This is a genomic window from uncultured Parolsenella sp. (genome assembly GCF_958346945.1).
GTDB lineage: Bacteria > Actinomycetota > Coriobacteriia > Coriobacteriales > Atopobiaceae > Parolsenella.
This window is the reverse complement of sequence record NZ_CATVTL010000005.1, coordinates 98,133-124,731: the sequence shown is the minus strand read 5'-3', so window position 1 is coordinate 124,731 and position 26,599 is coordinate 98,133. Positions and strand designations below refer to the sequence as shown.

At 66.9% G+C, this 26,599-nt stretch carries 23 protein-coding genes; 4 read left to right on the top strand and 19 right to left on the bottom strand.

Annotation, left to right across the window (positions count from 1 at the left end; all coding sequences use genetic code 11):
- Position 1: 1 nt before the first annotated feature.
- Positions 2-952: a tRNA threonylcarbamoyladenosine dehydratase gene (locus Q3866_RS04930; protein WP_301830061.1), complete on the top strand. Its 951-nt coding sequence runs from the start codon at positions 2-4 to the stop codon at positions 950-952.
- Positions 953-960: 8 nt separating this feature from the next.
- Positions 961-1,716, top strand: coding sequence for a TatD family hydrolase (locus Q3866_RS04925; protein ID WP_301830059.1), 756 nt, complete (start codon positions 961-963; stop codon positions 1,714-1,716).
- A gap of 203 nt (positions 1,717-1,919) precedes the next feature.
- Here the strand turns inward: Q3866_RS04925 and recN are convergent, their stop codons facing one another.
- From recN to Q3866_RS04855, 14 genes are all read right to left on the bottom strand, one after another.
- Positions 1,920-3,548, bottom strand: coding sequence for a DNA repair protein RecN (gene recN, locus Q3866_RS04920; protein WP_301830057.1), 1,629 nt, complete (start codon positions 3,546-3,548; stop codon positions 1,920-1,922).
- Between the two features lie 10 nt (positions 3,549-3,558).
- Positions 3,559-4,422, bottom strand: coding sequence for an NAD(+)/NADH kinase (locus Q3866_RS04915; RefSeq protein WP_293825636.1), 864 nt, complete (start codon positions 4,420-4,422; stop codon positions 3,559-3,561).
- A 222-nt stretch (positions 4,423-4,644) separates the two neighbouring features.
- Complete coding sequence (locus tag Q3866_RS04910) at positions 4,645-5,406, bottom strand: phosphotransferase family protein (protein WP_293674150.1); 762 nt, start codon at positions 5,404-5,406, stop codon at positions 4,645-4,647.
- Positions 5,407-5,529: 123 nt separating this feature from the next.
- Positions 5,530-8,151: a bifunctional acetaldehyde-CoA/alcohol dehydrogenase gene (gene adhE / locus Q3866_RS04905; RefSeq protein ID WP_301830054.1), complete on the bottom strand. Its 2,622-nt coding sequence runs from the start codon at positions 8,149-8,151 to the stop codon at positions 5,530-5,532.
- Positions 8,152-8,713: 562 nt separating this feature from the next.
- Positions 8,714-9,166: a hypothetical protein gene (locus Q3866_RS04900; RefSeq protein ID WP_301830052.1), complete on the bottom strand. Its 453-nt coding sequence runs from the start codon at positions 9,164-9,166 to the stop codon at positions 8,714-8,716.
- Positions 9,167-9,205: 39 nt separating this feature from the next.
- The gene (locus Q3866_RS04895) at positions 9,206-9,640 is read right to left on the bottom strand and encodes a hypothetical protein (RefSeq protein WP_301830050.1); all 435 of its coding nucleotides are present in this window, start codon (positions 9,638-9,640) and stop codon (positions 9,206-9,208) included.
- Between the two features lie 717 nt (positions 9,641-10,357).
- Positions 10,358-10,720 (bottom strand): PLP-dependent transferase, encoded by a 363-nt coding sequence (locus Q3866_RS04890; RefSeq protein WP_301830049.1) that lies wholly within the window; start codon positions 10,718-10,720, stop codon positions 10,358-10,360.
- A 9-nt stretch (positions 10,721-10,729) separates the two neighbouring features.
- A complete protein-coding gene (gene thrS, locus Q3866_RS04885) occupies positions 10,730-12,493 on the bottom strand; it encodes a threonine--tRNA ligase (RefSeq protein WP_301830047.1) in 1,764 nt (587 codons plus the stop codon).
- 498 nt (positions 12,494-12,991) lie between these two features.
- Positions 12,992-13,423, bottom strand: a complete 432-nt coding sequence (locus Q3866_RS04880; protein ID WP_293674311.1) for a zinc ribbon domain-containing protein — start codon at positions 13,421-13,423, stop codon at positions 12,992-12,994.
- A 126-nt stretch (positions 13,424-13,549) separates the two neighbouring features.
- Positions 13,550-14,989, bottom strand: a complete 1,440-nt coding sequence (locus Q3866_RS04875; RefSeq protein ID WP_301830044.1) for a folylpolyglutamate synthase/dihydrofolate synthase family protein — start codon at positions 14,987-14,989, stop codon at positions 13,550-13,552.
- 78 nt (positions 14,990-15,067) lie between these two features.
- A complete protein-coding gene (gene folE, locus Q3866_RS04870) occupies positions 15,068-15,673 on the bottom strand; it encodes a GTP cyclohydrolase I FolE (protein WP_301830078.1) in 606 nt (201 codons plus the stop codon).
- A 20-nt stretch (positions 15,674-15,693) separates the two neighbouring features.
- Positions 15,694-16,557 (bottom strand): bifunctional 5,10-methylenetetrahydrofolate dehydrogenase/5,10-methenyltetrahydrofolate cyclohydrolase, encoded by an 864-nt coding sequence (locus Q3866_RS04865; protein WP_301830042.1) that lies wholly within the window; start codon positions 16,555-16,557, stop codon positions 15,694-15,696.
- The gene (locus Q3866_RS04860; protein WP_293674237.1) at positions 16,541-17,200 is read right to left on the bottom strand and encodes a cyclodeaminase/cyclohydrolase family protein; all 660 of its coding nucleotides are present in this window, start codon (positions 17,198-17,200) and stop codon (positions 16,541-16,543) included. Before Q3866_RS04860 ends, Q3866_RS04865 begins: the two co-directional genes overlap by 17 nt.
- Before the next feature lie 81 nt (positions 17,201-17,281).
- Positions 17,282-18,946 carry a formate--tetrahydrofolate ligase gene (locus tag Q3866_RS04855; RefSeq protein ID WP_301830040.1) on the bottom strand — a complete coding sequence of 555 codons (1,665 nt, stop codon included), beginning with the start codon at positions 18,944-18,946 and terminating at the stop codon, positions 17,282-17,284.
- A gap of 305 nt (positions 18,947-19,251) precedes the next feature.
- On the opposite strand from Q3866_RS04855, the gene Q3866_RS04850 reads away from it, so the two are divergent.
- The gene (locus Q3866_RS04850; RefSeq protein ID WP_301830039.1) at positions 19,252-20,361 is read left to right on the top strand and encodes a CdaR family transcriptional regulator; all 1,110 of its coding nucleotides are present in this window, start codon (positions 19,252-19,254) and stop codon (positions 20,359-20,361) included.
- On the opposite strand, the gene Q3866_RS04845 is transcribed toward Q3866_RS04850, so the two are convergent.
- Complete coding sequence (locus tag Q3866_RS04845; RefSeq protein WP_301830037.1) at positions 20,330-20,974, bottom strand: 5-formyltetrahydrofolate cyclo-ligase; 645 nt, start codon at positions 20,972-20,974, stop codon at positions 20,330-20,332. The two genes, Q3866_RS04850 and Q3866_RS04845, sit on opposite strands and share 32 nt — an antisense overlap.
- A gap of 21 nt (positions 20,975-20,995) precedes the next feature.
- Positions 20,996-23,698: a valine--tRNA ligase gene (locus Q3866_RS04840; RefSeq protein ID WP_301830076.1), complete on the bottom strand. Its 2,703-nt coding sequence runs from the start codon at positions 23,696-23,698 to the stop codon at positions 20,996-20,998.
- Between the two features lie 218 nt (positions 23,699-23,916).
- On the opposite strand from Q3866_RS04840, the gene mscL reads away from it, so the two are divergent.
- Positions 23,917-24,396 carry a large conductance mechanosensitive channel protein MscL gene (mscL, locus tag Q3866_RS04835; protein WP_301830036.1) on the top strand — a complete coding sequence of 160 codons (480 nt, stop codon included), beginning with the start codon at positions 23,917-23,919 and terminating at the stop codon, positions 24,394-24,396.
- A gap of 17 nt (positions 24,397-24,413) precedes the next feature.
- Here mscL and Q3866_RS04830 read toward each other — a convergent pair whose 3' ends face one another.
- From Q3866_RS04830 to Q3866_RS04820, 3 genes are all read right to left on the bottom strand, one after another.
- On the bottom strand, positions 24,414-24,749 hold the full coding sequence (locus tag Q3866_RS04830; RefSeq protein WP_293673958.1) for an HIRAN domain-containing protein: 336 nt from the start codon (positions 24,747-24,749) through the stop codon (positions 24,414-24,416).
- Between the two features lie 159 nt (positions 24,750-24,908).
- Positions 24,909-25,856: an alpha/beta fold hydrolase gene (locus tag Q3866_RS04825; protein ID WP_301830034.1), complete on the bottom strand. Its 948-nt coding sequence runs from the start codon at positions 25,854-25,856 to the stop codon at positions 24,909-24,911.
- Between the two features lie 250 nt (positions 25,857-26,106).
- The gene (locus tag Q3866_RS04820; RefSeq protein WP_301830032.1) at positions 26,107-26,586 is read right to left on the bottom strand and encodes a hypothetical protein; all 480 of its coding nucleotides are present in this window, start codon (positions 26,584-26,586) and stop codon (positions 26,107-26,109) included.
- Between the last annotated feature and the right edge of the window lie 13 nt (positions 26,587-26,599).

Here is a 26,599-nt window from a genome sequence, read left to right as displayed (position 1 = left end):
CGTGAGCGAGACGACCCAAGACGCCCTGGGGAGCGCGACCTGCGCCAGCACGCCCGCCGACGACATCACCACGCGCCTGCGCCCCATCTTTGGCGAGGAGGGCCTCGCGCGCATCCAGGGCTCGCGCGTCCTCGTGATAGGGCTGGGCGGCGTGGGCTCGAGCTGCGTCGAGGCGCTGGCCCGCGCGGCCACCGGCGAGCTGTTCCTCGTCGACCGCGACGTGGTCGAGAAGAGCAACCTCAACCGCCAGGCGCTGGCCTTCGAGGGCACCGTGGGCCGCGTCAAGGCCAAGGTCATGCGCGAGATGGTCCACCAGATCAACCCAGCGTGCCGGGTGAGCATCCGTCAGCAGTACGTGAGCGCCGGCAACCTCCCCGAGGTGCTCGCCTGGGCCGGCGCCGAGGTGGACGAGCAGGGCCACGTCGTGGGGCGCGGGCAGCTCGACTACGTGGTCGACGCGATCGACACGATCACCCAGAAGCTCGCGCTCGCGAAGCTCTGCTGGGACGCGCGCATCCCCGAGGTCTCGAGCATGGGCGCCGCCAACAAGCTCAACCCCGAGCGCTTCGAGCTCGCAGACATCACCAAGACGCACGGCTGCCGCATGGCGCGCACTGTGCGCAAGGAGTGCGCGAAGCGCGGTGTGCGCCACCTCGAGGTGCTCTACTCGCCCGAGCCTCCCGTGCGCCCGGCGGCCGTTGCCGGCAGCTCCCACGACGGCATCTCGAACCTGGGAACGGCGAGCTACATGCCGCCGATCATGGGCCAGATGGTGGCCGGCCGCGTGATCCGTGCGCTCATCGGCTACGAGCCCTGGCGCTGGGAGCCGGGCGCAGACGGGGCGGGCAGCAGCTCCGCGGACACCGATGCTGCCGAGACGAGCAGTGCGGATAGCGCGCTCGCCGGCGACGTCGCTCGTGCTACCACTGGCGCCACCACTGGCGAACGGTAGGCCCCGCCATGGCGCTCGACGTCTTTGACATGCACTGCCACCTGGCGTTTTGGGACGACGCAGCCGCCGGCGCCGCCCTCATGGGGCAGGCGGGCGCGGGTGGCTTCTGCGCCACGGTGACGCCCGACGAGTTCGAGGGTGCGCGCGCGGCGCTGGCAGGGGCGACGAACGTGCGCGTGGGCGTGGGCCTGCACCCGTGGTGGCTGTGCGACGGACGGGCCAGCGAGGCGGACGCGGCACGCGCGGCCGAGTTCGCAGGCGCCTGCCGCTACGTGGGCGAGGTTGGCCTCGACTTTGCCCATGGGCGAGACGGACAGGCGACGCTGCAGGCAGACGCCCTCGACAAGATCCTGGGCGCCTGCGAGGGCGGTGGGCACGTGCTCACGGTGCATGCCGTGGCGTCTGCCACGGCGGTGCTCGACCTGCTCGAGCGTCACCGCACGCTCGCCAACAACGACGTCATCCTCCACTGGTTCTCGGGGTCGGGCGACGAGCTCGCGTGGGCGCGGCGGATGGGCTGCCTCTTCTCGGTCAACGCCTTTGGACTCGAGACGCGCCGCGGCCGCGCCTACGTGAGACAGGTCCCGGCCAGCCAGCTGCTGCTCGAGACCGACCTGCCCGGCGAGGGCGCGCACGCCGCCGAGTGGGGGCCCGGGCGGCTCGTGGGCCGCCTGCGCGACACGCTCGCCACCGTCTGCGAGCTGCGCAACGAGGACGTTGCCGAGAGGCTTGCCGCCACGAGCCGGCGCCTCCTCGAGCTCTAGCCACGACGGGGCGCCGCTCATCGGGCCCGTCGCGCCATCGGTTTTGCATGTTGCCTGCAACGGCCCATCGGTTTGGCACGTCTGGGAGGCCCTGGACGTGCCAAACCGATGGGCCTCTCAGATAGACATGCAAAACCGATGGCGCGTCCGAGCAAACGTGCGCGACTGACAGCCCATCCGACCAGTCAACCGAGTCGGCGCCCCTATGCCTGGGTGAGAAGCTCGCGGGCGTGCTCGAGCGAGATCTTTGACGTGTCGCCCGACAGCATGCGGGCAATCTCGGCCACGCGGTCCTCGCCCTCGATGAGGGTGAGTGACGTCTCGGGACGGCCGTCGGCGCCCGCGGCCTTCGACACCAGGTAGTGGCACTGGCCCATGACGGCCACCTGCGCGAGGTGCGTCACGACGATGACCTGGTGGGTCTTGGCGAGGTCGACGAGCACGGCGGCAAGCGAGCGCGCCGTCGAGCCGCCCACGCCGGCGTCGACCTCGTCAAACACGAGCGTGTCGACGCCATCGGCCTGGCCGAGCACCACCTTGCAGGCGAGCATCACGCGGCTCACCTCGCCACCGCTCGCGATGCGGCGCAGCGGGCGCGCCGTGAGGCCAGCGCCGGGACGGTACATGAGCTCGACGTGGCTGGGGCCAAGCTTGCCCCACTGCTCGCGTGGCATGCGCTCGAGCGCCACCGTGAGCTCGGCGCCGCCCATCTCGAGACGGGCCATCTGGGCCGTGACCTCGGCGACAAAGCGCGGGGCGGCCGTCGAGCGCACGGAATCGAGGGCGTCCGCCGCGCTCGCGAGCGCGGCCTCGGCGGCCCGCAGGGCCTTCTCGGCGGCACGCTCGCGCGCACCCGAGTCGCTCGCGGCCTCCACGAGCTCGCGGGCCCGGTCGCGGCGGGCGAAGACGTCTGCCATGCCGGGGCCAAACGTGCGCAGCAGACCCTGCAGCGAGGCCATGCGCGCCTGCATCTGCTCGAGCTCCTCGGGGTCGAGCTCCACCGAGTCGCGATAACTACGCAGCTGGCCCGCGCAGTCCTCGACGTTGATGAGGGCGCTCTCGAGCGAGTCCGCGAGCTGGGACAGGGTGTCGTCGTAGCGCGCGGCGGCGCGCAGCTCGGCCACCGCGCCCGAGAGGGCGTCCATGGCGGCACCGTCGCCGGCCACCGCCTCGCGGGCGGCCTCGGCGGCGCGCAGCAGGGTCTCGGCGTGCTCGGCGCGCGGCAGGTCCTCCTCGAGCTGCTCGAGCTCGCCCGGCTGCGGGTTGACCTCCTCAATGCGGCGCAGCTCGAAGCTCGCCTGCTCGAGGCACTCGTCTCCCGCACGGGCCAGCTCGCGCACGCGCTCGAGCTCGGCCTTCGCGTCATCGGCGGCCTGGAACGCCTCGCGGTAGGCGTTGAGCGCCCGGGTGGCATCGGCACCTGCCCAGGCGTCGAGCATCTCGGCATGGGTGGCGGTGGAGAGCAGGCGCTGGTGCTCGTGCTGGCCGCACAGGTCGACCGTGGCGCCCACGAGTCGCGACAGCTCGGCCACGCTCGCCATGCGCCCGTCGATGCGCACCCGCCCGCGGCCGGCCGCCTCGACGCGGCGCTGGACCACGTGGCCGTCGACGTCGTCCGCACCCAAGAAGACGCGGCCCTCGACGAGCAGGTGGTCGTCTCCCTCGCGCACGGAACTGGCGTCGGCGCGCTCGCCCACGAGCAGCTTGAGGGCGCTCAGCAGGGCGGTCTTGCCGGCGCCCGTCTCGCCCGTGAGCACCGTGAGGCCGGGCGCGGGGTTGATCGTGGCGTCGCGGATGAGCGCCACGCCCGCTACGTGCAGCTCGTCAATCATCTGAGCTCCCCTACTGCTTCTTGCGCATCTGGCCGTAGAACACGCGTGACACGGCCTCGTAGAAGCCGTCGGCGTCGGAGTCGAGCAGGATCACGTCGCCAGGGCCGCGCCTCACCGAGCAGGCCACGACGCGGCCGCCCTCGGGCGCGCGCATGAGCTGACCGTCGACGAAGACGCTGCTCTCGGCCGGGCGCTCGTCGGAGAGCGTGAGTTCCACGACGTCGCTCGAGCTCGTGAGGAAGGCGCGGGCGAGGATCGTGTGCGGGGCGATGGGCACGCAGACCATGCCGTTGAACTCGGGCGTCACGATGGGGCCGCCGCTCGAGAGGGCATAACCCGTGGAGCCCGTGGCGGTCGAGACGACGAAGCCGTCGCCGCGCAGGCGGTCGATGCGGTTGCCCGAGACCTGCACGTCGAACTCAATCATGTCGCCCAGGGCGCCACGCGTGAGGGCGAGCTCGTTTAGGGCGAAATGGTGAGTCTCGCGCATGAGGTCGCCACCACAGTCGAACGTTATGCAGACGTCGAGCGTGGCGCGGCGGCTCTGGTGCATCTCGCCCGCGAGCGCGCGTGAGACCGACTCGACCACGTTCTCGGATCCGGCGCCGGTGAGAAAGCCGAGGTGGCCAAAGGAGAGGCCGAGGATGGGAATCTCGCGGTAGCCCACGATGCCGGCGGCGCGCAGCAACGTTCCGTCGCCGCCGAGCGACACCACCAGGTCGACCCCCTCGGAGTCGACGACGCGGTTGGGCTCGCGGCGCTTGTCGTGCGCCCAGACGACCTCGGCGCCCTCGTGCGCGAGCCACACCTCGATGGTGGCTGCGGCCTGAATGGCGTCGGAGCGCGAGTAGTTGGGAACGAGCAGGACCTTCACGACGGCGACCTCCTTGAAACATCCGTTCGATGAGTGTAGCACGGCTGCGCGAAACCCGAGCCGCGCCATCGGCCCGCGGGGACAGAGGGACGTGTCTTATGTCCTCGCTGGATGGGGACAAAAGACACGTCCCTCTGTCCCCACTCCTGTCCCCACACGCAAAAGGGCCCAGGCGCCATACGAGGCGTCCGGGCCCTGGGCGGATTCACGTGCAGGCACGGCCTACTGGTACTCGGCCACGTCGATCCAGCTGCGAAGGAACTCCTCCTCCTTGGCGTCGCGGTGGCGGGCGAGCTCGCTGGCGGCGACGATGCTCGTCCAGCGGCGGACGACCTGCATCGGCATGTCAGCCATCTTGCAGAAGAGCATGAGGTACTTGTCGGCCAGACCCAGGTCCTCGAGCGCGAACAGCAGGTAGGTCATCGCGGCGTCAGCGGCGGGCGCGCCCTGCGTGGCGTGGGCCCAGTCGCAGACGTACAGCAGGCCGTCGTCGCCCACGATGACGTTGCTCGGGTTAAAGTCGCCGTGGCAGACGTGGTTCTCGACCTTCATGCCGTCGAGGCGAATGAGCAGCTCGTAGCGGGTCGTGGCATCGATCTCGGTGAGGCCGTTAATCATGCGGGCGTACTTGTCGCGCTGACGGTTGAGCAGCGGCGCGGTGTGGCCGTTGACCTCGAGCTGCAGGCGCACGAACTGCTCGAGGTACTCGTCGATGTTCTTCTTGTCGGCCTTCATGCGCTCGGCGAGCGTGGTGCCCTGGACCTTCTCGGTCACGAGCGCCCAGCCCTCGTCGCAGTGCGAGACCTCGACAATCTTGGGTACGCGGATGCCCGTCTCCTGGATGCGCGCGAGGTTGAGCGCCTCGTTGAAGACGTCGCTCTCGGCCTTGGAGGCGTTGAAGACCTTGAAGATGCGGTCGCCCGAGTCGTAGACGACCTTGTTGCCACGACGGACGATCTCCGTCTTGTTCTGAGGAAGCTCCATGCTAAGCCCTCCTTTAGGCTTGGGTGTGAGCGGGTAAGGTGGGCAGCCCTCCAGCCCCCTGGCGGGCTGCCCCTCCCCTATGTGTACCAGCGCGGGCCTATGCCCTGGCGGGTAACAGCGAACCTAGTCCTCGTAGCTCTTGGGCTCACGGCCGTAGTAGGCATCGAGGTAGAGCTCCTTGATCTCGCTCATGAGCGGGTAGCGCGGGTTGGCCGGCGTGCACTGGTCATTGAACGCGTTCTCGGTCATCTCGTCGAGCGTGGCGAGGAAGTCCTCCTCGGTGACGCCGTACTCGGCGATGGTGTGCTTGACGCCCACGTGGTCGCACAGCTCGTTGATCTTCTTGACGAAGTTCTCGAACACCTCGTCATCGTTCTTGCCGGTGACGCCGCAGTAGCGGGCGGCCTCGGCGTAGCGGGCCTTCGCGTGCGGGTAGGCGTACTGCGGGAACGTGCCCATCTTGGTGGGAACGTCGGCCGCGTTATAGCGCATGACGCGGGTGAGGATGACGGCGTTGGCAAGGCCGTGCGGGATGTGGTGGTAGGCGCCGAGCTTGTGGGCCATCGAGTGGTTGAGGCCCAGGAAGGCGTTGGCGAAGGCCATGCCGGCCAGGCACGAGGCGTTGGCCATGCGCTCGCGGGCCTCGGGGTCGGCGGCGCCGTTGTCGTAGGCGCGGGGCAGGTACTCAAAGACCAGCTTCATGGCACGCAGGGACATGGAGTCGCTCCAGTCGCTCGCCATGACCGAGACGTAGGCCTCGAGGGCGTGCGTGAGGACGTCGACGCCGGAGGCGCTGGTGAGGCCCTTGGGCTGGGTGTCCATGTTGTTGGCGTCGACGATGGCCATGTTGGGCAGCAGCGCGTAGTCGGCGAGCGGCCACTTGATGCCGGTCTCGGCGTCGGTGATGACGGAGAAGGGCGTGCACTCCGAGCCCGTGCCCGAGGAGGTGGGGATGGCCACGAAGTAGGCCTTGGAGCCCATCTCAGGGTAGGTGTAGACCCTCTTGCGGATGTCCATGAAGTCCATGGCCATGTCCTCGAAGTTGGCCTCGGGGTGCTCGTAGAGGACCCACATGATCTTGCCGGCGTCCATAGCCGAGCCGCCGCCGAAGGCGATGATCACGTCGGGCTCGAAGCTCGTGAGGATCTCGGCGCCCTTGCGCGCGCACTGCAGCGTGGGGTCAGGGGCGACGTCCCAGAAGCAGGCGTGCTCGATGCCCAGCTCGTCGAGCTTCTGCTCGATGGGCTTGATGAAGCCGTTCTTGAAGAGGAACTGGTCGGTGACGATGAACGCGCGCTTCTTGTGCATGACGCGGCCAAGCTCGTCGAGGGCGACCGGCTGGCAGCCACGCTTGAAGTAGACCTTCTCGGGAGCACGGAACCACAGCATGTTCTCACGCCTCTCTGCGACCGTCTTGATGTTGAGCAGGTGCTTGGGGCCCACGTTCTCGGAGACGGAGTTGCCGCCCCAGGAGCCGCAGCCCAGCGTGAGGGACGGGGCGGTCTTGAAGTTGTACAGGTCGCCGATGCCACCCTGCGAGCTGGGGGTGTTGACGAGGATGCGGCAGGTCTTCATGGCGGCCGCGTGCTTGGCCATCTTCTCCTTCTCGGTGGTGGAGATGAAGAGAGACGAGGTGTGGCCGTAGCCGCCGTCGGCGACGAGACGCTCGGCCTTGGCGATGGCCTCGTCGAAGGTCTGGGCCTTGTACATGCCCAGGACCGGGCTCAGCTTCTCGTGGGCCATCTCCTCGGACGGCTCGACGCTCGTGACCTCGCCGATGAGGATCTTGGTCTTCTCGGGCACCTCGACGCCGGCCATCTGGGCGATGGTGTGGGCGCTCTGACCCACGATCTTGGCGTTGACCGAGCCGTTGATGATGACGGTCTTGCGGACCTTGTCGAGCTCGGCGCCCTTGAGGAAGTAGCAGCCGCGAGCCTTGAACTCGGCCTTGACCTCGTCGTAGATGTCTGCGAGGACGGTCACGGACTGCTCGGAGGCGCAGATCATGCCGTTGTCGAAGGTCTTGGAGTGGATGATCGAGTTGACCGCGAGCTTGACGTCTGCGGTGGAGTCGATGATCGCGGGCGTGTTGCCGGGACCAACGCCCAGGGCGGGCTTGCCCGAGGAGTAGGCGGCCTGGACCATGCCCGGGCCGCCGGTGGCCAGGATGATGTCGGCCGAGCGCATGAGCTCGTTGGTGAGCTCGAGCGACGGCTGGGCAATCCAGTCGATGATGCCCTCGGGGGCGCCGGCGGCCACCGCGGCGTCGCGCACGATGCGGGCGGCCTCGATGGTGCAGGCCTTGGCACGGGGGTGCGGGCTGATAATGATGGCGTTGCGGGTCTTCAGGCAGATGAGGGTCTTGAAGATGGCCGTGGAGGTGGGGTTGGTCGTGGGGATGACCGCGGCGACGATGCCGATGGGCTCGGCGATGCGCTTGTAGCCAAACGAGGGGTCGTCTTCGATGACGCCGCAGGTCTTCATGTCCTTGTACTTGTTGTAGATGTACTCGGCGGCGTAGTGGTTCTTGATGACCTTGTCCTCCACGATGCCCATGCCGGTCTCCTCGACCGCCATCTTGGCAAGCGGGATGCGGGCCTTGTTGGCCGCGATGGCCGCCGCGTGGAAGATCTTGTCAACCTGCTCCTGGGAGAACGTGGCGAACTCCGCCTGGGCCTTGCGCATCTGTGCGATGCGAGAGGTGAGGGCATCGAGACTGTCGATGGCCTTCTCCGCCTTTGCCATAGCTACCTCCAGATTGCTTCGTGGGAGGGGGTGCCTCCCCGTCTGACGGATGGTCAGCTCCCCCGTTGGGAGAAGTTGACCAGTGGCCTTTGGACATGCATAAAAGCAAAAGGCTCCGAACAGCTCCCATGATACCTAACGAATGGGGTCAATGGGTGTGCAAAGGGGCGAGCGGTTGCCATCTACCTGCGGTTGAATAGCGGCTTGTGGTCATTTATGGGGGCAGTTGGGATGCCTGGTTGACCAGCGTTTTATGGGCAACGCAGGTATGGAATGCATAATGCTTGTTATGTATTGCATACGACGTGAATCATGGCGGCAATTTAGCGCTGTATAGGCGCCACGCGGCAAAAAGCGAAATTGCATACAGGCGTAAGCCACAGGTTAAAACCAGTCGCTGGTCATAAACCTGCCGAGCGGTATGGAGGGATACCACTCGCGGGTCATTTTCGACCGCCCGCCCCTGTGGAGAGCATCTGCCCATCCGCGAGCGGCAGACGGCGGTGACAAAACGACCCCGTCCCCAAGTGTCACCGTGACAGCTGGGGACGGGGTCGTTTTGTCACCGTTCGAAGATGAAGTGGGCAACAATGCAGGTGAGCCCTGGTAGGGAGAAGACGATTCCTCCAAGTGAGGTGAGTGCAGGCCCACCCGTCAAGGAGACATCGGTGAACCCCAAGAGGAAGGGACCGGCAGTCTGGCGTGCGACGACGCAGACAATGGACAGGCCAGCCAGAACGAAGAGCGAGACGAGAATAGCGCGACGGTCGCAACCAACGGCCACGGCAACCGCGTAGCCGATGAACAGCCACATAAGCGGGCGAGACAGGATGATCGCGGCTAAGGTCACCCCATCGATTCCCATGATGGTGCTTGGGGTGCCACTGACAAGGCAATACGCCTCCACAAGCGCATAACCCCAGACCGGCCCTGTCAAAGAGGGCAGCCGCAACCATATGACTGCCGATAGCACCGCAAGGACAAGCAGAATAGCTACGGTCCCTGTCCTTCTCATGGTACTAGACTCCTTCGCTATAGAGAACTAGCACGGCGATTAGTGAACCTCATAGCTGTATTGCCATACCTCTGCATAACCAGACCCAGATCCATAACCGGGTATGTATACCTGCCCGAAGTCGTAGGTCACCGTCCCAAGAAGGGTTGGGGCCTTTCTGACATAGTACTGACGATATGCAAGGCCCTTGGTAGTTTCTCCGAAATAGTAGTCCTGAAGAAAAGTGCCTCCGGCTATGCCAGTAAAGAGCCGATAGGTATCTACGACGTCGTCGTACAGGAGCCTTCTCTCGACTCCCTGGGCATCATTCTCAGCAACGGAAGACTGCACAAGCGAAGGACCCCCGAAAGAAGACGAAGTAAGAGCAGTGGCCTTCTGCGGCGACAAGGAAAGCGCCGCAAAAAGCGCAATCAATGCAAGAAGCAAAGCTACAACTGGCATTCCCATAGCTCGATGATTGAAATTGGCGTTCATGTCACCCTCCTAAGTTGTATATCGTCAAAAACTAGTAAGTCTCATAACTGCAGCTAAACCGCTTCAACATTCCGTTATGCGTTGGGTCTGTTGGACAGGGATATTGTGCGATCGAGTAAAGCAGAGTATCGGGATACTTTCTCGTGTATCCGTTTCTATAGGTGAGCGTGCGATAAACCGGCTCGAACACTTTAATGTCATGAGAAGACGTTTGGTAGCAGAAAAAGTAGCCATATGAATCAAGCACGTCGTCAATTTTGGAACGTTGTACTTCAACAGGAGAAAGTGCGGTCAAAGATAGCGAATCCAGAGTTGTTGCAACCGAAACAGTGGGCACAGAGAACAGCGCGAGAGCGGAAGCAAGCAGTCCACAAAAAATGGCACACGACCTTTTGGGCGAGAAAGTACTTCGTTTCATAATGACCTCACAATCTAATTTCGAGTCCTTTAATTAACCACAACTCCTATCTACCGAAAAAGAGGTTGGCTCGCACGAAGACACCCGCCGAGCGGCATTTATATTCCGGTCAGCGCCACTAAAGACATTTTTAATTCCCGGTTTACTTCCTGAACCAAATTCCAAAGCACCCGCAATGCTCAAATCGGCCACAAACCGCTGGATTATTTGACGCTGTTGAGCCGGCCGGCAATTCAAAGACTGCAAAACGGTCCCTTCCCTAACTGACGAAATATGACAGTTAGGGAAGGGACCGTTTGTCACCGTGCAAGGACGCGCTCGAGGCGCAAGACCTCGTCGCGGGCGTCGCCGGCCGCGCGGCGCGCGTCATAGCGCATCCACGCGCCACTCGCGAGCAGCACGTCCACGAGGGGACCAAAGCCACCGCGCAGCGTGCACGAGGCCTCGTGGTAGCTGGCATCGCCCGTGAGTCCCGGATAGCGCACGGCCTCAACGGCCGGATGGCACGCGAGGTAGCTTGCCACGACCTGCGCTTTGTCCGAGACGCGTCGCCATGCGGAGGCGTCCATGCCCACCTGCATCTCGAGAAGATCGGACAGGCAGGGGCCTCCCCCGCCGCACGGCGAGAGAGGCCCCCAAAAGATGTTCTCGTTGGCAGTCACGACGCGAGACTAGCTGCGACGCTCGGCGATCTCCGCGGAGACCTCGGAGATGAACTCGTCGAGGCTCTTCTGGACGGTCTCGTTGGAGCGGTCGCGCACGGAGACGTTCCCGGCCTCGACCTCCTTCTCGCCCAGAATGAGCATGTAGGGCACGCGGTCGATGGAGCGGGCCTCGCGGATCTTGTAGCCAATCTTCTCGTCACGGTCGTCGCAGACGGCGCGGATGCCGGCCTCCTCGAGCTTGGCGGCCACCTCGTCGGCGTAGGCGCGGCTCTTCTCGGACACGGGAAGGACCTTGACCTGGACGGGGGCGAGCCACGTCGGGAACTTGCCGGCGTAGTGCTCGATCAGGATGCCGATGAAGCGCTCGATGGAGCCGAAGCAGACGCGGTGAAGCATGATGGGGCGCTTCTTGGAGCCGTCGGCGTCGGTGTACTCGAGGTCGAAGTTGATGGGCATCTGGAAGTCGAGCTGGACGGTGCCGCACTGCCAGGTGCGACCCAGGGAGTCCTCCAGGTGGAAGTCGATCTTGGGGCCGTAGAAGGCGCCGTCGCCCTCGTTGACCTCGTACTCCATGCCCAGCTGGTTGAGGGCGGTCTTGAGGCCCTCCTCCGCGCGCTCCCAGTCCTCGTCAGAGCCCATGGAGTCGTCCGGGCGCGTGGAGAGCTCGACATGGTACTTGAAGCCGAACTTCTGGTACACGGAGTCGATGAGGTTCACGACGCCCACGATCTCGTCGGTGAGCTGGTCGGGACGCACGAACAGGTGGGCGTCGTCCTGGTTGAAACAGCGCACGCGAAACAGGCCGTGGAGGGCGCCGCGCAGCTCGTGGCGGTGCACGAGGCCGATCTCGCCGGCGCGGATGGGCAGCTCACGGTAGCTGTGCGGCTTGGAGGCGTAGACGAGCACGCCGCCCGGGCAGTTCATGGGCTTGATGCAGTACTCCTCGTCGTCGATAACGGTGGAGTACATGTTGTCCTTGTAGTGGTCCCAGTGGCCGGAGGTCTTCCACAGCTGCTTGTTCATGATGAGCGGCGTGGAGATCTCGACGTAGCCGGCCTTGTGATGAATCTCGCGCCAGTAGTCGAGCAGGGCGTTCTTGAGGACCATGCCATTGGGCAGGAAGAACGGGAAGCCGGGGGCCTCGTCGCGCATCATGAACAGATCCATCTCGCGGCCGATCTTGCGGTGGTCGCGCTTCTTGGCCTCCTCGAGCAGGCGCAGGTGCTCGTCGAGCTCCTCCTTGGTGGCAAAGGCGACGCCGTTGATGCGCGTGAGCATCTTGTTGTTCTTGTCGTCCTTCCAGTAGGCGCCCGAGACGGCCGTGAGCTTGAAGGCCTTCACGGCCTTGGTGTAGCAGACGTGGGGGCCCACGCACATGTCGATGTAGTCGCCCTGCTGGTAGAACGTGATGCGGGCGTCCTCGGCAAGGTCGCCGATGTGCTCGACCTTGTACTTCTCGCCGCGCTCCTCCATGAGCTTGATGGCCTCGGCGCGCGGAAGCTCGAAGACGGAGAACTTGAGGTTCTCCTTGCAGATCTTCTTCATCTCGGCCTCGATGGCAGGCAGGTCGTCCTCGCCGATCTTCTTGTCGCCAAGGTCGACGTCGTAGTAGAAGCCCTTCTCGGTGGCGGGTCCGTAGGCAAAGTCGGCCTCGGGGTACAGGCGCTTGATGGCCTGGGCCAGGATATGGGCGGCGCTGTGGCGCACGACGTGGGTGACCTCGTCTGCGGGGCACTCGTCGACATGGCCGTCGTTGTACAGGATCTTCATGGAAAACCTCTTCCGTTGCTGGTGAGCGCGATAAGTGTACTAGACATGAAAAACGCCCGCACGTCGCCCTTGGGCGACGTCGAGCGAATATGCGGCGTCTGTCACGCGACCTGCCGGCCCGTGGAGGGACAGACGCCTAGATAGTCTGGGTTGTGATGGCACCTGCGAGCTTGCGCTGCATCAAGTTGGCCCCTTCTGGCATGTGTGCGACCCTTCGCACGCGAGCAGATTGCTAATGGTTTACCACAAAGTGAGATTTCGCGTGCGGGGCAAGGGTGGTTCGCCACGCGGTCGCTACGTTACGGGGAGCGGTCGGGCTGGTGCAGGCGGACGCAGGCGGGACGGCCTCACATGCCGAGGCGAGCGTCCGCCGGACGGGCGCGGGCGTGGGGACAGCATCGCGGCCACGACGTCGCGTGCCCTTCTCGGCATGAAAAGGCCCCGCAGCGCGGGTGCGCGGCGGGGCCTGGCATGCGGCTTGTGCGTGGGCTGCGGCCTCTACTGGATGCGGGTGCGGCAGTAGGGGCAGACCTTCCAGTCGGCGTTGAGCGGGCGGTGGCACGTGGGGCAGACGTTGCGGACCTGCGTGTTGCAGTTGGGGCACACAATGAAGTCCTTGTCGATGGGCGTGCCGCACTTGGGGCAGATGCCGTAGTGCGAGAGCTGGTGCTCGCGCAGAGCGATGTCGAGGTCCTGTTCCTCGCGGTCGACCAGGTAGGAGCTCGGGCGCAGGATGACGTAGGCGAGCAGGCCCACGATGGGAATCACCGAGATGATGGCCCACAGCCACCAGGGCTCGGCGCCGCGGCGCTGGGCGTCGCGGATGACGTAGACGATGGACAGCACGTAGAGCATCACGACGCAGGCAAGCATCAGGTAAAGCACCATGAGCACCTCAGGCGTGAGGATCTGGTCGATGAGGTTCGACATAAGGGACCTGCGCTCCTTAGGGTTATGCGGCCCGTGCGGCCGCCGCGAAAAGTCAACTCAAAGGATTGTAGCAGCTCGTAGGCGTGCGGCAACAAAAGCCACCGCATGACCACAGGCCGCGCTCCCCTAGCGCGCGAGGCGTGCCAGGCCGGCGAGCTCGCCCGCGAGGGTGATCGAGCCGCAGGCGACGAAAGCCTTGTCCGCGAGGGCCGCCGCGGCGTCCGCAACGGTTGGGTAGGTGCCGGACGCCTCGACGCCATGGGCCGAGAAGCGCTCGGCGAGCTCGGCGGCAGGCAGGGCACGGGGGCTTGCCGTGGCCGTCACGTACACGCGCGGGAAGGCGGGCGCCAGCAGCGACACGATGCCATCGACGTCCTTGTCGGCCAGCACGGCGCACAGAAGCGCCGGGCGAGTGGAGACGTCTGGGGCGATGGCGTCGAGCGAGGCCAGCAGAGCGGCGACCGACTGCGGGTTGTGCGAGGCGTCGATGAGGTGCACGGGGGCATCCTGGAGCACGTCGAAGCGTCCGGGCGTGGGGCAGGCCGTAACGCTCGCGCGCAGGGCGCCCGCGTCGAGCGCGTGGCCCAGGTAGGCCTCGGCGAGCGCGGTGGCGCAGGCGACGTTGGCCGCCTGGTAGAGGGGCTTTGCGCACGCGAGGTGCTCGTAGGTGGCGCGCGGCGTGGTCACCGCAAGCTCCAGCGTGTCGCCCACGCGCTCGGGACGGCGCGTCACCACGTAGCCTGCATGGGGCAGCTCGGGGTGCTCGCGCACGCTTCCGGGCTCGACCTCGCCGGGGGCGTCCGTGGGGTCGCTCGGGCGCAGGAGGGTGGGCACGACGCCCTGCTCGACGGCACGCTCCAGCAGCACGTCCTCCACTGTCGAGGGCGACCAGGTGCCCACACCCAGCACGCAGGCCTGTCCCGCCTTGATGACGGCGGCCTTCTCGGCTGCGATCTTCTCGAGGGTGCCGCCCAGGATGCGACAGTGGTCAAGGCCGATGCCCGTGACGCAGGTGGCGGCGGGGTGGGTGGCGCTCGTCGCGTCCCAGCGGCCGCCCAGGCCCACCTCGAGCACGGCGACGTCGACGCGCGCCTCGGCGAAGACCACGCAGGCGGCCACCGTGAGCAGGTCGAACTCGGTCACGCGGAAGGGTCTCTCGCCCACGGCCGCGCGGCGGGCGCTCACGCGCTCGCCCGCCGTGGCGGCAAGCGCGATGCCGTGCGCGAAGGCCTCGCGCGAGACGGGCGCGCCGGCAACCTCCATGCGCTCGCGCATCTCGACGAGCTCGGGCGAGGTGTAGAGGGCGCAGGCGAGGCCCTGGCCCGCGAGGATCGCGGCGGTGTAGCGCGAGGTCGACGTCTTGCCGTTGGTGCCGGCGACCTGCACCACGTCGAAGGCGGCGTCGGGGCGGCCGAGCTCGTCGAGCATCTCGACGACGGTCTCGAGCAGGGGGTCGCCGGTGTTGCCAAAGAAGCCGGTGTCGTGGGCCATGGCCTCGGCGCGCTCGTAGGAGAGCGGCGCGGCCGAGAAGGGCGCCACCCATGCGTTGTGGCTGGTAGCGGGCATATAGTCTCCAAGCATAAAGTTGGTTGAAACAATAACCTTCGGGGCCATTGTCCCAAAGTGGGACAGCAGCTCAGGCACCTATTGTCCCAGGAGGGAGAGGGCCTCGGCGCGCAGGGACGCGTCGGCGTCGAAGGCGCCGCGGGTGGCGATCGTGGTGGTCTTGGCGCCGGCCGCGCGGATCCCGCGCATGGTCATGCAGGTGTGCTCGGCCTCCATGACCACGAGCACGCCCTCGGGCTCGAGCTCGGCCACCATGGCGTCTGCCACCTGGGCGGTGAGGCGCTCCTGCACCTGGGGCCGGGCCGCAAAGCCGGCCACGCAGCGCGCGATCTTGGACAGGCCCGTGATGCGGCCCTCGCGCGGCAGGTAGGCCACGTGCGCCGCGCCCACGAACGGCAGCAGGTGGTGCTCGCACATCGAGTGGAACGGGATGTCGCGCACCACGACGATGCCGCCGCCCGACTCCTCGTGGAACTGCTTGCGCAGGTGGGCCGCCGGGTCTTGCCCGATGCCACCAAAGAGCTCCTCGCAGGCGCGGGCCACGCGGTCGGGCGTGCCCACGAGGCCCTCGCGGTTCGGGTCCTCGCCAATCGCGGCGAGCAGCTCGCGCACCGCCGCCTCGACGCGCGCGCGGTCCACGTGGCCCGTGCCCACCTCGCCGGTCGTGCCCGCCAGGTTGGCCATCTCGTTGGTCTCCCCCATCGCTATCCCTCCCGCGCCGCGGCGCGCTCGGCGCTCGCGACGACATGGTCCATGAGCACGGCGGTCGTGATCGAGCCCACGCCACCGGGAACGGGCGTGATGGCGCCCACGAGCTCGCAGGCCGCGTCGAAGTCGACGTCGCCCACGAGCTTGCCGGCCGCCTCGTCCCAGTTTATCCCCACGTCGACGACGACCTGGCCCGCGTCGAGGTGCTCGGGGCCAATGGCGCGCGCGTGCCCGCAGGCCACGACCACGACGTCTGCCGCGCGGGTGTGGGCCGCGAGGTCGCGCGTCTTGGTGTGGCACATGCACACGGTGGCGTTCTTGCGCTGCAGCATGAGCGACACGGGCCTGCCGATGACGAGCGAGCGGCCCACGACGGTGACGTCAGCACCCGTAAGCGGCACCTCGTAGTGGTCGAGCAGGCGCACGACGGCCTCCGCCGTGCAGGGGGCAAAACCCATGCCCGCACCCGTGAGCACGTGGGCAAGCGAGGCGTCCGTGAGGCAGTCGACGTCCTTCTCGGGGGCGATGGCCGCAGCCGCCTCCTCCTCGCTCAGCTGGGCCGGAAGCGGGCGGAACAGCAGGATGCCGTGGATGCCCTCGTTGGCGCTCGCCGCACGGACCTTGTCGAGCAGCTCGGCCTGCGAGCAGCTCTCGGGAAGCACGATACGGTCGACGGCCACGCCCGTCTTGCCCGCGCGCGAGAGCACCCCGCGCTCGTAGGCAAGGTCGTCGGGGCGCTCGCCCACGCGGATAATCGCGAGCCGCGGCGTGATGCCGCGGGCCTCGAGGGCGGCGGCGCGGCCGGCGACGCCCTGGGTGATGGCGGCCGTGACGGGCGCGCCCCTAAGCAGTGTGGCCATGGCCGTATCCCTTCTTCATGACGCCAATCGCGTGGTCGGCGATGGCCTGGGCGCGCGGCTCCCACTCGGCGATCAGTGCCACGCACTGCTCGTCTATCTCGCGGGCACGTTCGCGGTCGCGCATCGAGGCGGTGTTGACGCAGACGGTGAGGTTCGCGGCGTCAAGCGCCCCCCGGCAGAGCATGGCGCCGCAGCCCACGTCGGAGAGGAGCAGCCGCGAGCAGTCCTGGGCCATGCCCTCGAGCAGGGCGATGGCGCGGGCGCAGGCCACCATGATGCGGTAGGGCGGCAGCGCCGCCTCGTGCAGGGCAGTCTCGATGGCCTCCGGGCGCGCGGGGTCTTCGCGATCGAGGGCATAGGCCGCGCTCACGAGCTCGTAGGCCGCCGCGTCCTCATCGACGAGGCGCGTGAGCTCGGCACGAATGCGCTCGGCGGCGGCCACCGTATGGGCGAGCTCGGCCTGCCTGGCGGCGAAGGCCGGCTTGCCCTCGTCGTAGCGGGCGACCATCGAGCACAGCGCCACGCCGAGCGCGCCCACGTAGGCGGCCGCCCCTCCGCCGCCCGGCACGGGCGTGCGCTGGCTAAGCGCCTCGGCAAAGGTGCGGCAGCTCTCGTCCATCATCGATCTTGCCTTGTCCTGCATGTCTTGCAAACGCTCCCTACGCGTGATGGCGCGGCCGCGCGCAAGCGGCCACGCCACCCAATCTATCTGGTATTTCTTGCCCTAGAAGAGGCCGGTGATGCGGCCCTTCTCGTCCACGTCGATGTTCTCGGCGGCGGGGTGCCTGGGCAGACCCGGCATCGTCATGATGTTGCCCGTGAGCGCCACGACGAAGCCCGCGCCCGCGGCGACCTTGACCGAGCGCACCGTGATGCGGAAGTGCTCGGGCGCGCCCAGGCGCTTGGCGTCGTCGGTGAAGGAGTACTGGGTCTTGGCCATGCAGACGGGCAGGTTCGTGAAGCCCTGCTCCTCGAGCTGGGAAATCTGCTTGGCTGCGGCGGGAGCAAGGTCGACGCCGTCGGCGTGGTAGACGCGCCTCGCGATGGCCTCGATGGTCTCGCGGATGCCGCCCAGCTCGTAGGCGCAAGCAAACTCGTGGGGCTGCTCGCACAGGCGCACGACCTCGCGCGCCAGGTCGAGGCCGCCCTCGCCGCCCTTGGCCCAGACCTCGGAGAGTGCTACGTTGACACCCAGCTCGCGGCACTTGCTCTCGACGAGCGCGAGTTCGGCGGGCGTGTCGGTGGGAAACGCGTTGATGGCGACCACGACGGGCAAGCCAAAGACGTCCTGCATGTTCTGGACGTGACGCAGCAGGTTGGGCATGCCGGCCTCGAGCGCCTCGAGGTTCTCCTCGGAGAGCGCCGCCTTGGGCACGCCGCCATTGTGCTTGAGGGCGCGCACGGTGGCCACCACGACGCAGGCGTCGGGGGCAAGGCCCGCCATGCGGCACTTGATGTCGCAGAACTTCTCGGCACCAAGGTCGGCGCCAAAGCCGGCCTCGGTGACGACGTAGTCGCCGAGCTTCATGGCCGTGTCGGTTGCCATGACCGAGTTGCAGCCGTGGGCGATGTTGGCGAACGGGCCGCCGTGGACGAAGGCCGGCGTGTGCTCGAGCGTCTGCACGAGGTTGGGCGAGATGGCGTCCTTGAGCAGGGCCGTCATGGCACCCTCGGCATGCAGGTCGTGCGCCGTGACGGGCGCGCGGTCATAGGTATAGCCCACAACGATGCGGCCCAGGCGCTCCTTGAGGTCTGCGATCGAGGTGGCGAGGCAGAAGCATGCCATGACCTCGGAGGCCACGGTGATGTCGAAGCCGTCCTCGCGCGGCATGCCGTTGGCGACGCCGCCCAGGCCGCAGACAATGCTGCGCAGCTGGCGGTCGTTCATGTCGACGACGCGCTTCCAGGTGATGCGGCGCGGGTCGATGCCAAGGTCGTTACCCTGCTTGATGTGGTTGTCGAGCATCGCGGCGAGAAGGTTGTTGGCCGCGCCGATGGCGTGGAAGTCGCCCGTGAAGTGCAGGTTAATGTTCTCCATGGGCACCACCTGGGCGTAGCCACCGCCGGCGGCGCCGCCCTTGATGCCAAACACGGGACCCAGCGACGGCTCGCGCAGGGCCAGGACGCTCCTCTTGCCAAGACGCTGCAGAGCGTCTGCCAGGCCAACGGAGGTCGTGGTCTTGCCCTCGCCCGCGGGCGTGGGGTTGATGGCCGTGACCAGCACGAGCTTGGCGCGGCGCGGGCGGTCGCCCAGCTTGGTGACGTCGACCTTGGCCATCTGGCGGCCGTAGGGAATGAGCTCGTCGTCGGTGATGCCAAGGGTGGCGGCAACCTTGTCGATGGGCCAGACCTCGGCCTCCTGCGCAATCTCGATGTCAGACTTGGGCATGGGTTCTCCAATCGCGTCCGCGTGGGCCTCGCCTCGCCATTATCCGCCGCGGCGTACGCCCGGGTAGGCATACGCGCCAGACTGGAACAGTTTGTTCGCAGTCCCTGCACTCTGATGCGCAGGGGCTTGGCGCAAGGCAGGCAAAAGCGAGGCCGCTTATCTCAACGAAGAGCATTCTAAGAAGTGCCGTCTAGCCGAGAAAGGCACAAAGGGCGCAAATGTGGCACGATGATGCTACAAAGTGTGTCATATACCGAGACGGGCGCTCACGCGACGTTCACACGCGCGCAAACGAGGGAGGAAGCATGAGGCTCAACCTGCTCACGCTCAAGGACGAGCTCGACGGCCTGGAGTTCTCGAGCCACCTGGCACCGGGGGCAGCCGGCCGCACCTGCGGCTACGCCCTCCCCTACGTGCCCGGCGAGCCACTCGAGGAGGGCGTGGTCTACGTGGCCGACGCCTCGGAGCTGCCCCAGTCGCCCCAGACGGGCGGCGTGATATCGCTCGTCTGCGTGGGCGAGCCGCCGGCCGCGTGGCGCCACGGCAGGCACGACGTCCTGTGGGTCGAGGCGAGCGCCATCACGGCCCGCGCGCTTCTCGCCCGTGTCACGCGCACCTTTGCGCGCCACGAGCAGTGGGAGCGCTCGGTGGAGCGCGCAATCGAGGGAGGTGGGCAGCCGCGCGAGCTCGAACTCGTGCTCGAGGGGCTCCTCGCCCACCAGCTGCTCGACGAGCGGCGCATCGAGGCCGCAGCGCGCGCCTTTGGCTGGGAGGTCTTCGACCGCTACCTGTGCGTCTCGATCGCCTCGGTGCAGCGCGGGCAGAGCCAGGAGCGCCTCGAGGCCACGGCGGCGTCGCTCGCCCCGCTCGTCGGGCAGGTGGGATTCGTGCTCCACGGCGCTTACCTCGTGGTGGTGTGCAACCTCACGCGCGCGGGCGCAGACGACTCCGCGATGCTGCGTCGCATGGCCGGGCTCTTTGTGCCGGGGCTCCTCGCGGTGGGCGTGAGCAGCGAGTATGGCGACCTCAAGAACACGTTCTACTACTACAACCAGACGCTTGCGGCCGCCCGACTGGGCGAGAAGGACTGTCCGGGCGAGGCGCTGTGGCGCTACGAGGACTACCTGCTGTCCGACATGCTGCGCCGTGTGCGCGTGCGCCAGATCCCCGCGGCGCTCACGCCGGCGGGCCTTCTGCGCCTCATGGAGTACGACCGCGCGCGGGGAACCGACCTCGTGCGCCTGCTGCGCGGCTACCTCGACCACGACCGCAACGTGACGCGCACCGCCCGCGACCTATTCATGACGAGGAGCACCTGCATCCGCCACCTCGAACAGATCCAGCAGGTGAGCGGCCTTGACCTCGACGACCCCGACGTGCGCCTCACGCTGGGGATATCCCTGCGCCTTCGCTAGCGGGGACACGGGGACGGGTCTTTTGTCCCCGTGTCCCCATCTCTGTCACGACGAGGCTGACGGGCAGGTCATGGGGCTCGGTGGCGCCCAGGGCGGCGAGACTTTCGAGGAGCATGGCGCTGCGGCACAGGCCCACGCTCATGCCGGCGAAGTCGCGCAGGAACGCGTCGTAGAAGCCGCCACCATAGCCCAGACGGTATCCCCGCGCGTCGAAGGCGAGGCCCGGCACGAGCGCGAGGGCGTCGGCGCCCAGCGCACCTACGTCGACGAGGCGCTCGGGGCGCTCATGCGGCTCATCGATGCCCATCCGACTGCGCTCGAAGGCTTCCCCCACACCCACCTCATACCACGCGAGCCTGCGCGGGCCCACCACGCGCGGGGCCGCCACGCGCTTGCCGGCCGCAAGCGCGGATGCCACGAGGGTGCGCGTGTCGACCTCCTCGCGCACCGATAGGTACGCGAGCACGATTGGTGCCGCCTCCCACTGGGGCAGCCCGAGGACGTGCCGGGCCAGTGCGGCGTCGACGCTGGCGCGCAAGGAAGGACCCAGCCCCCGGCGCATGGCCTTGAGCTGGGTCCTCAGGATCTGCTTGTTGTCCGGTGTCGCGGGCACGCGAAGCCTCGCTACCGGGGCCTAGGCAAGGTCGGCGAGCTGGGCGCGCAGACGCTCGACCGTGGCGGTGAGCTCGGCGGCGCGGGCGTGCTTGGCCTCGATGACCTCGGGGGCGGCCTTGGCAATGAAGCCCTGGTTGGAGAGGGTGCGCTCGACGCCAGCCAGCTCCTTCTCGGCCTTGGCGAGGTCCTTCTCGAGCTTCTTGCCCTCGGCGGCGAAGTCCACGAGGTCGCCCATGACGACGAAGGCCTCGAAGTCGGGCTCGACGAGCGTCACGGAGGCGGCGGGCTTCTCGGCGTTCTCGGACACCTCGAGGCTGCTCACGCGGCCCACGCTCTTGACGAAGTCGGCCTGGCTCGAGAGCTTGGCCGCGGCGTCGGCGGCGGCGCTCACCACGACGGCAAGCTCGGTCTTGGGCGAGAGCTTGTAGCGAGCGCGGGCCGAGCGCACGTCTGCCACGAGGCGACGGGCGATGTCGAAGGTCGACTCGGCCTCGTCGTCAACGAAGCTGGCGACGGCCTTGGGGTCGGGCCACGCGGCCATCATGAGGAAGCGGCCGGCGTGCTCGTCGTAGCCGCCCTGCTCGTTGGCGTCGAGCTCGCTGGCGGGCATGGCGTCCCAGACGCTCTCGGTCACGAACGGCATGACGGGGTGCAGCATGCGCAGCGAGGCGTCGATGACGTAGACGAGGTTGCGCTGGACCTGCAAGCGCGTGGCGGCGTCACCATCGAGCAGGCGACCCTTGCACAGCTCGATGTACCAGTCGCAGACCTCACCCCAGAAGAAGCTCTGCAGCTCACGGGCGTAGTCACCCATCTCGTAGGCCTCGAGGCGCTCGGTGGTGGCGGCGACCATCTTGGCGAGGCGCGAGAGCATCCAGGCGTCCTCGGGCGTGGCGGCCTTGGCGGGACCGGGCGTATAGCCGTCCATGTTCATGAGGACGAAACGGCTCGCGTTCCAGATCTTGGTAACGAAGCCCTTGGCCTGCTCGGTGCGTGGGCTGTCGATGAGCTGCTTGGTCTTCTTGTCAATGTTGGCGTCGAACTTGACGTCTTGGTTGTTGGTAACGAGCGTGAGAAGGTTGAAGCGCATGGCGTCGGCGCCGTACTTCTCGATGAGGTCCATCGGGTTCACGCCATTGCCCTTGGACTTGGACATGCGCGAGCCGTCCTTGGCCAGGATCGTGGCGTAGATCACGACGTCCTTGAACGGAATCTCCTTGGTGAAGTACAGCGAGCTCATGACCATGCGGGCGACCCACAGGGCGATGATGTCGCGCGCGGTGACGAGCGCCGTCGTGGGGTGGTGGCCCTCCATCTGCTCGGGGTGGTCGGGCCAGCCCTGCGTGGCGAAGGTCCACAGCTGCGAGCTGAACCAGGTGTCGAGGACGTTCTCGTCCTGGTGGACGTGGTGGCCGTGGCAGTGCGGACACTCGTGGACGTCGTCCATGCAGGCGTCCTCCCAGCCGCAGTCCTCGCAGTAGAAGACCGGGATGCGGTGGCCCCACCACAGCTGGCGCGAGATGCACCAGTCCTTGAGGTTCTCCATCCAGGTGGTGTAGGTGTCGGTCCAGCGGGCCGGGTGGAACTCAATCTGGCCCGAGGTCACGGCCTCGAGCGCCGGCTGCTTGAGCCTGTCGACGGCCACGAACCACTGCTCGGACAGCCACGGCTCGAGCTTGGTGTCGCAGCGGTAGCAGTGCATGACCGAGTGCTCGTGCTCGTCGATGTGGTCGAGCAGGCCGTGCTCCTCGAACCATGCGACGACGGCCTCGCGGCACTGGTCGCGGTCCATGCCGGAGAACTCGCCGTAGCCGTCGACGACGACCGCGTGCTCGTCGAACACGTTGATCTGCTCGAGGTCGTGGGCCTGGCCCATGGCGTAGTCGTTGGGGTCGTGTGCAGGCGTGACCTTCACGAAGCCCGAGCCAAAGTCCTTGTCGACGTGGTAGTCGGCAAAGATGGGGATCTCGCGGTTGACGATGGGCAGCATGACCGTCTTGCCGATGAAGGCGGCCTTCTCGGGGTCGGACGGGCTCACGGCCACGCCGGTGTCGCCGAGCATCGTCTCGGGGCGCGTGGTGGCCACGACGATGTAGTCCTGGCCGTTGACCGGCTCGGTGAGCGGATAGCGCAGGTGCCACAGGTGGCCCTTCTCGTCCTTGTACTCGGCCTCGTCATCAGAGATGGCGGTGGTGCACTTGGGGCACCAGTTGACGATGCGCTTGCCGCGGTAGATCAGGCCGTCGTGGTACCAGTCGCAGAAGACCTTGCGCACGGCCTTGGCGTACTCGGGGTCCATCGTGAAGCGCTCGTTGTCGAAGTCGACCGAGCAGCCCATGCGGCGGATCTGCTTGATGATGGTTCCGCCGTACTCGCGCCTCCAGTCCCAGCACGCGTCGAGGAACTTCTCGCGGCCGATCTCGAGGCGCGAGATGCCCTCGCTCTTGAGCTTCTTGTCGACCTTGGTCTGCGTGGCGATGCCGGCGTGATCCGTGCCCACGATCCAACGGGTGGAGCGGCCGCGCATGCGGTTGTAGCGGATGATGGAGTCCTGGATGGTGTCATCCATGGCGTGGCCCATGTGCAGCACGCCCGTGACGTTGGGCGGCGGGATGACGACGGTGCAGTCGCCAACGCCCTTGCTGCGCTGGTAGCAGCCGGCATCAATCCACTGGTCGATGAGCTTGGGCTCGGCGGTTGCCGGGTCGTAGGTCTTGGGCATGTCGGCGGCGATGGCCGCAGGCTTGTTCTCTGCCACGGAAGAACCATCCTCTCGCAAGGCTATCTCTGGAATGCGCTTGCCAATGAGCTCGCGGGCCAAGCCGCTGGTAGGCGCATTCGCATGGACGTACAGCTAGTCGATTAGAATAGCACGTTGGACCGTGCCGAGACGGGAGCGGCACCCCGCACCAAGATGATACGAGCAAGCAGGAGGAAGACATGGCAAGGGACGGCAAGAAGGGCATCATCGCCGAGTTCGCCGAGTTCATCAATCGCGGAAACGTGATGGACCTGGCCGTCGGCGTCATCATTGGCGGCGCGTTCACCGCGGTGGTCAACTCGCTGGTCAGCAACGTCATCCAGCCGCTCATCTCGTTTCTGACCGGTGGCACCAAGGGTGTGCCGGGCCTCTCGATCGACCTCAACGGCTCGGTGGTCGACTTCAGCGTGTTCATCTCGGCAATCATCAACTTCCTGATCACCGCGGCGGCCGTCTTCGCCATCGTGAAGGCCTTAAACGAGCTCAACCGCATCAGGGACATCGCGGCCGAGAAGGCGGGTCTTGCCAAGAAGGCCGAGGAGGACGCCAAGCCGGCCCCACGCCTCTGCCCCTACTGCAAGCAGGAGATTGCCGGCAACGCGACGCGCTGTCCGCACTGCACCTCCAAGCTCGAGGGATACAAGAACAGCGCCGAGTAGGCGATTGCACGGGCGCGCTACTCGGCCTTGCGGGCGTCTGTCACGAAGAGGCCCACGAGCACCTGCTGGTGAGGAGCGGCCTCTGGGTCGACCTGTTGGATGCGGCACTCGATGACGTCGCCGTGGCCAAAGTGGAGCAGAAGTGCCAGCAGCTCGTTCTCATGCGCGGGAACAAACCCAAGCTTGGTGCCCTTGTAATAGAGGGCAATGGCGCTGGGGTCGTGCGGGTTGTCGGGCTCGGCCACGAGGTCGAGGGCCATGCCGGGCTTGAGCTGGTCGAGCACAAGCGCGCCGTCCCAGTACTTGAAGCCGGCGATGCAAAACGAGGTGACGTGGCGAGACGGTTCGTACATGGTGACCTCCCAAAGACGGGCCCAAGGCGCTCGGGCGAGGCGACGGTGGCCGGCCGAGTCGTTACCGGCCACCGGGCTCCCTGTGGATGAGACCACGATACGGCGCTATGCGGACACTAATGCGCGTTGCATGGGTCGGCACGGGCGTGCCGGCTCCCGCTAGATACCCTGGCGCGTGAGGAAGTCGAGCACGTCGGCAAAGACCTGGTCGTGGATGGGCTCGTTCAGGATCTCGTGGCGCACGCCCGGGTAGATGATCTGCTCGACCAGGCGAACGCCGGCGTTGCGGTACTCATCGACGGCGCGACGCACGCCACGCCCGCACTCCCCCACCGGGTCTTCGGCGCCCGCGATGAAGAGGAGCGGCAGGTCGCGGGGGATGCGGCGGGCCAGGCGCGCGTCGGTCGCCTGGGCCACGAGGCCGCTGAGCGTCGCGTAGGCGCCCACGGTGAAGGGCTGGCCGCACAGGGGGTCGGCGATGTACTCGTCGACGACCTTGGGGTCGGTGCAGATCCAGTCGACGTTGGTGCGCGCGCCCTTGATGGCGCGGCCGTAGGCGCCCGCGCCCAGCGAGTCGATGAGGCGGCTCACGTGGCGCGGCCCGCGAGCTGCGGCGATGATGCGGCACAGCACCTTGCCGGCCGCGGTCTGGATGTGCGGCTGCTGGCCCGTGCCGCACAAGACGGCGGCGGCGAGGCCCTGCGCGTGGCGGGTGAGATAGGCGCGCGTCACGAAGCTGCCCATCGAGTGGCCAAAGATCACGTGGGGGCAGCCGGGGTAGCGCTCGTGCGAGAGCTCGCGCAGGACATGGACGTCCTCGACCAGGACGTCGGCCCCGGCGTCGAGGGGCATGTGGCCCAGCTCGGCATCGCTCGCGGCGGTCTTGCCGTGGCCGACATGGTCGTTGGCGCAGACAACGAATCCCTGGTCAACAAGGTAGTTTGCAAAGGGGGCGTAGCGCTCGACATGCTCGGACATGCCGTGGACGAGCTGCACGACCGCGCGGGGAACAAAGTCGGGGCGGGCGGCATCGTCGGCCTCCCACATGAGGGCGCGGACGGTCGAGGAGCTGTCGTGGCTGGGATAGGTAAGCGTGGTGGTCTTCATGAGGCCTCCTGCCAATGTATTTGAAGCACGCACGGGTTGTATACCCGCGAAGGTGACGACGGACCCGCCTTCGCGGAGCTTCACAGGGCGCACACCAGGGTGATTGAGCCCGCGATGGAGCCCGTCTACTCGCGGCCTCGCGAATTAAGTACTCGAAAGTTGATCAGAATGCCCAGAATTCGTACTCGCTGGTCAACTTTCGAGTACTTCATCCGGGAAGATGGGGCCTCTCGACCACGAACGCCACCGGTTACGCCTCCGCAACGTCTGACTCGCGCACCCAGCCAAGCTCGCATGACTCGTCGGCACTCGCGAGCTGGTAGGCGGGCTCGTCGTCCATCTGGCCCACGGCCTCGACGATGCAGGGGGTGTTGCTCGCGAGGTCGAGCACGAGGTCGCCCACACTCCAGCGGGCCAGAGGCGCCGCAGCGGTGCTCTCGGCCTGCTCGCGGGCAATGCGCTCGGTAGCCTCGCGACCTGCCTCGCGGCCATATACCTTCTGGTCAAGCTTGTGGGTGAGGTGCCAGCCGCCACAGTACTCGCACTTGTAGATGCGCAGCTCCCGGCCGTTCTCCTCCTCGCCCCAGCGCGCAACGGCGCGGGCCTGGTCATACGTTGCGTACCTGCGCTTCTTTGCGCACGAGCTCACGCGGTCCCACATTCCCTCGTCGGCGACCCCCTGGCGCAGGCGCTCGCGGCGGGCACGCTCGCGACGCGACTCGTAGCTCACCCGCTGGTCGGGG

What these genes read in the sequence shown, in the direction of transcription:
- Q3866_RS04925 (WP_301830059.1), top strand. Translation starts at nt 961, where the DNA reads ATGGCGCTCGACGTCTTTGACATGCACTGCCACCTGGCGTTTTGGGAC.
- recN (WP_301830057.1), bottom strand. Translation starts at nt 3,548, where the DNA reads ATGATTGACGAGCTGCACGTAGCGGGCGTGGCGCTCATCCGCGACGCC.
- Q3866_RS04910 (WP_293674150.1), bottom strand. Translation starts at nt 5,406, where the DNA reads ATGGAGCTTCCTCAGAACAAGACGGAGATCGTCCGTCGTGGCAACAAG.
- adhE (WP_301830054.1), bottom strand. Translation starts at nt 8,151, where the DNA reads ATGGCAAAGGCGGAGAAGGCCATCGACAGTCTCGATGCCCTCACCTCT.
- Q3866_RS04900 (WP_301830052.1), bottom strand. Translation starts at nt 9,166, where the DNA reads ATGAGAAGGACAGGGACCGTAGCTATTCTGCTTGTCCTTGCGGTGCTA.
- Q3866_RS04895 (WP_301830050.1), bottom strand. Translation starts at nt 9,640, where the DNA reads ATGAACGCCAATTTCAATCATCGAGCTATGGGAATGCCAGTTGTAGCT.
- thrS (WP_301830047.1), bottom strand. Translation starts at nt 12,493, where the DNA reads ATGAAGATCCTGTACAACGACGGCCATGTCGACGAGTGCCCCGCAGAC.
- Q3866_RS04880 (WP_293674311.1), bottom strand. Translation starts at nt 13,423, where the DNA reads ATGTCGAACCTCATCGACCAGATCCTCACGCCTGAGGTGCTCATGGTG.
- Q3866_RS04875 (WP_301830044.1), bottom strand. Translation starts at nt 14,989, where the DNA reads ATGCCCGCTACCAGCCACAACGCATGGGTGGCGCCCTTCTCGGCCGCG.
- folE (WP_301830078.1), bottom strand. Translation starts at nt 15,673, where the DNA reads ATGGCCAACCTGGCGGGCACGACCGGCGAGGTGGGCACGGGCCACGTG.
- Q3866_RS04865 (WP_301830042.1), bottom strand. Translation starts at nt 16,557, where the DNA reads ATGGCCACACTGCTTAGGGGCGCGCCCGTCACGGCCGCCATCACCCAG.
- Q3866_RS04860 (WP_293674237.1), bottom strand. Translation starts at nt 17,200, where the DNA reads ATGCAGGACAAGGCAAGATCGATGATGGACGAGAGCTGCCGCACCTTT.
- Q3866_RS04855 (WP_301830040.1), bottom strand. Translation starts at nt 18,946, where the DNA reads ATGCCCAAGTCTGACATCGAGATTGCGCAGGAGGCCGAGGTCTGGCCC.
- Q3866_RS04850 (WP_301830039.1), top strand. Translation starts at nt 19,252, where the DNA reads ATGAGGCTCAACCTGCTCACGCTCAAGGACGAGCTCGACGGCCTGGAG.
- Q3866_RS04840 (WP_301830076.1), bottom strand. Translation starts at nt 23,698, where the DNA reads ATGCCCAAGACCTACGACCCGGCAACCGCCGAGCCCAAGCTCATCGAC.
- mscL (WP_301830036.1), top strand. Translation starts at nt 23,917, where the DNA reads ATGGCAAGGGACGGCAAGAAGGGCATCATCGCCGAGTTCGCCGAGTTC.
- Q3866_RS04830 (WP_293673958.1), bottom strand. Translation starts at nt 24,749, where the DNA reads ATGTACGAACCGTCTCGCCACGTCACCTCGTTTTGCATCGCCGGCTTC.
- Q3866_RS04825 (WP_301830034.1), bottom strand. Translation starts at nt 25,856, where the DNA reads ATGAAGACCACCACGCTTACCTATCCCAGCCACGACAGCTCCTCGACC.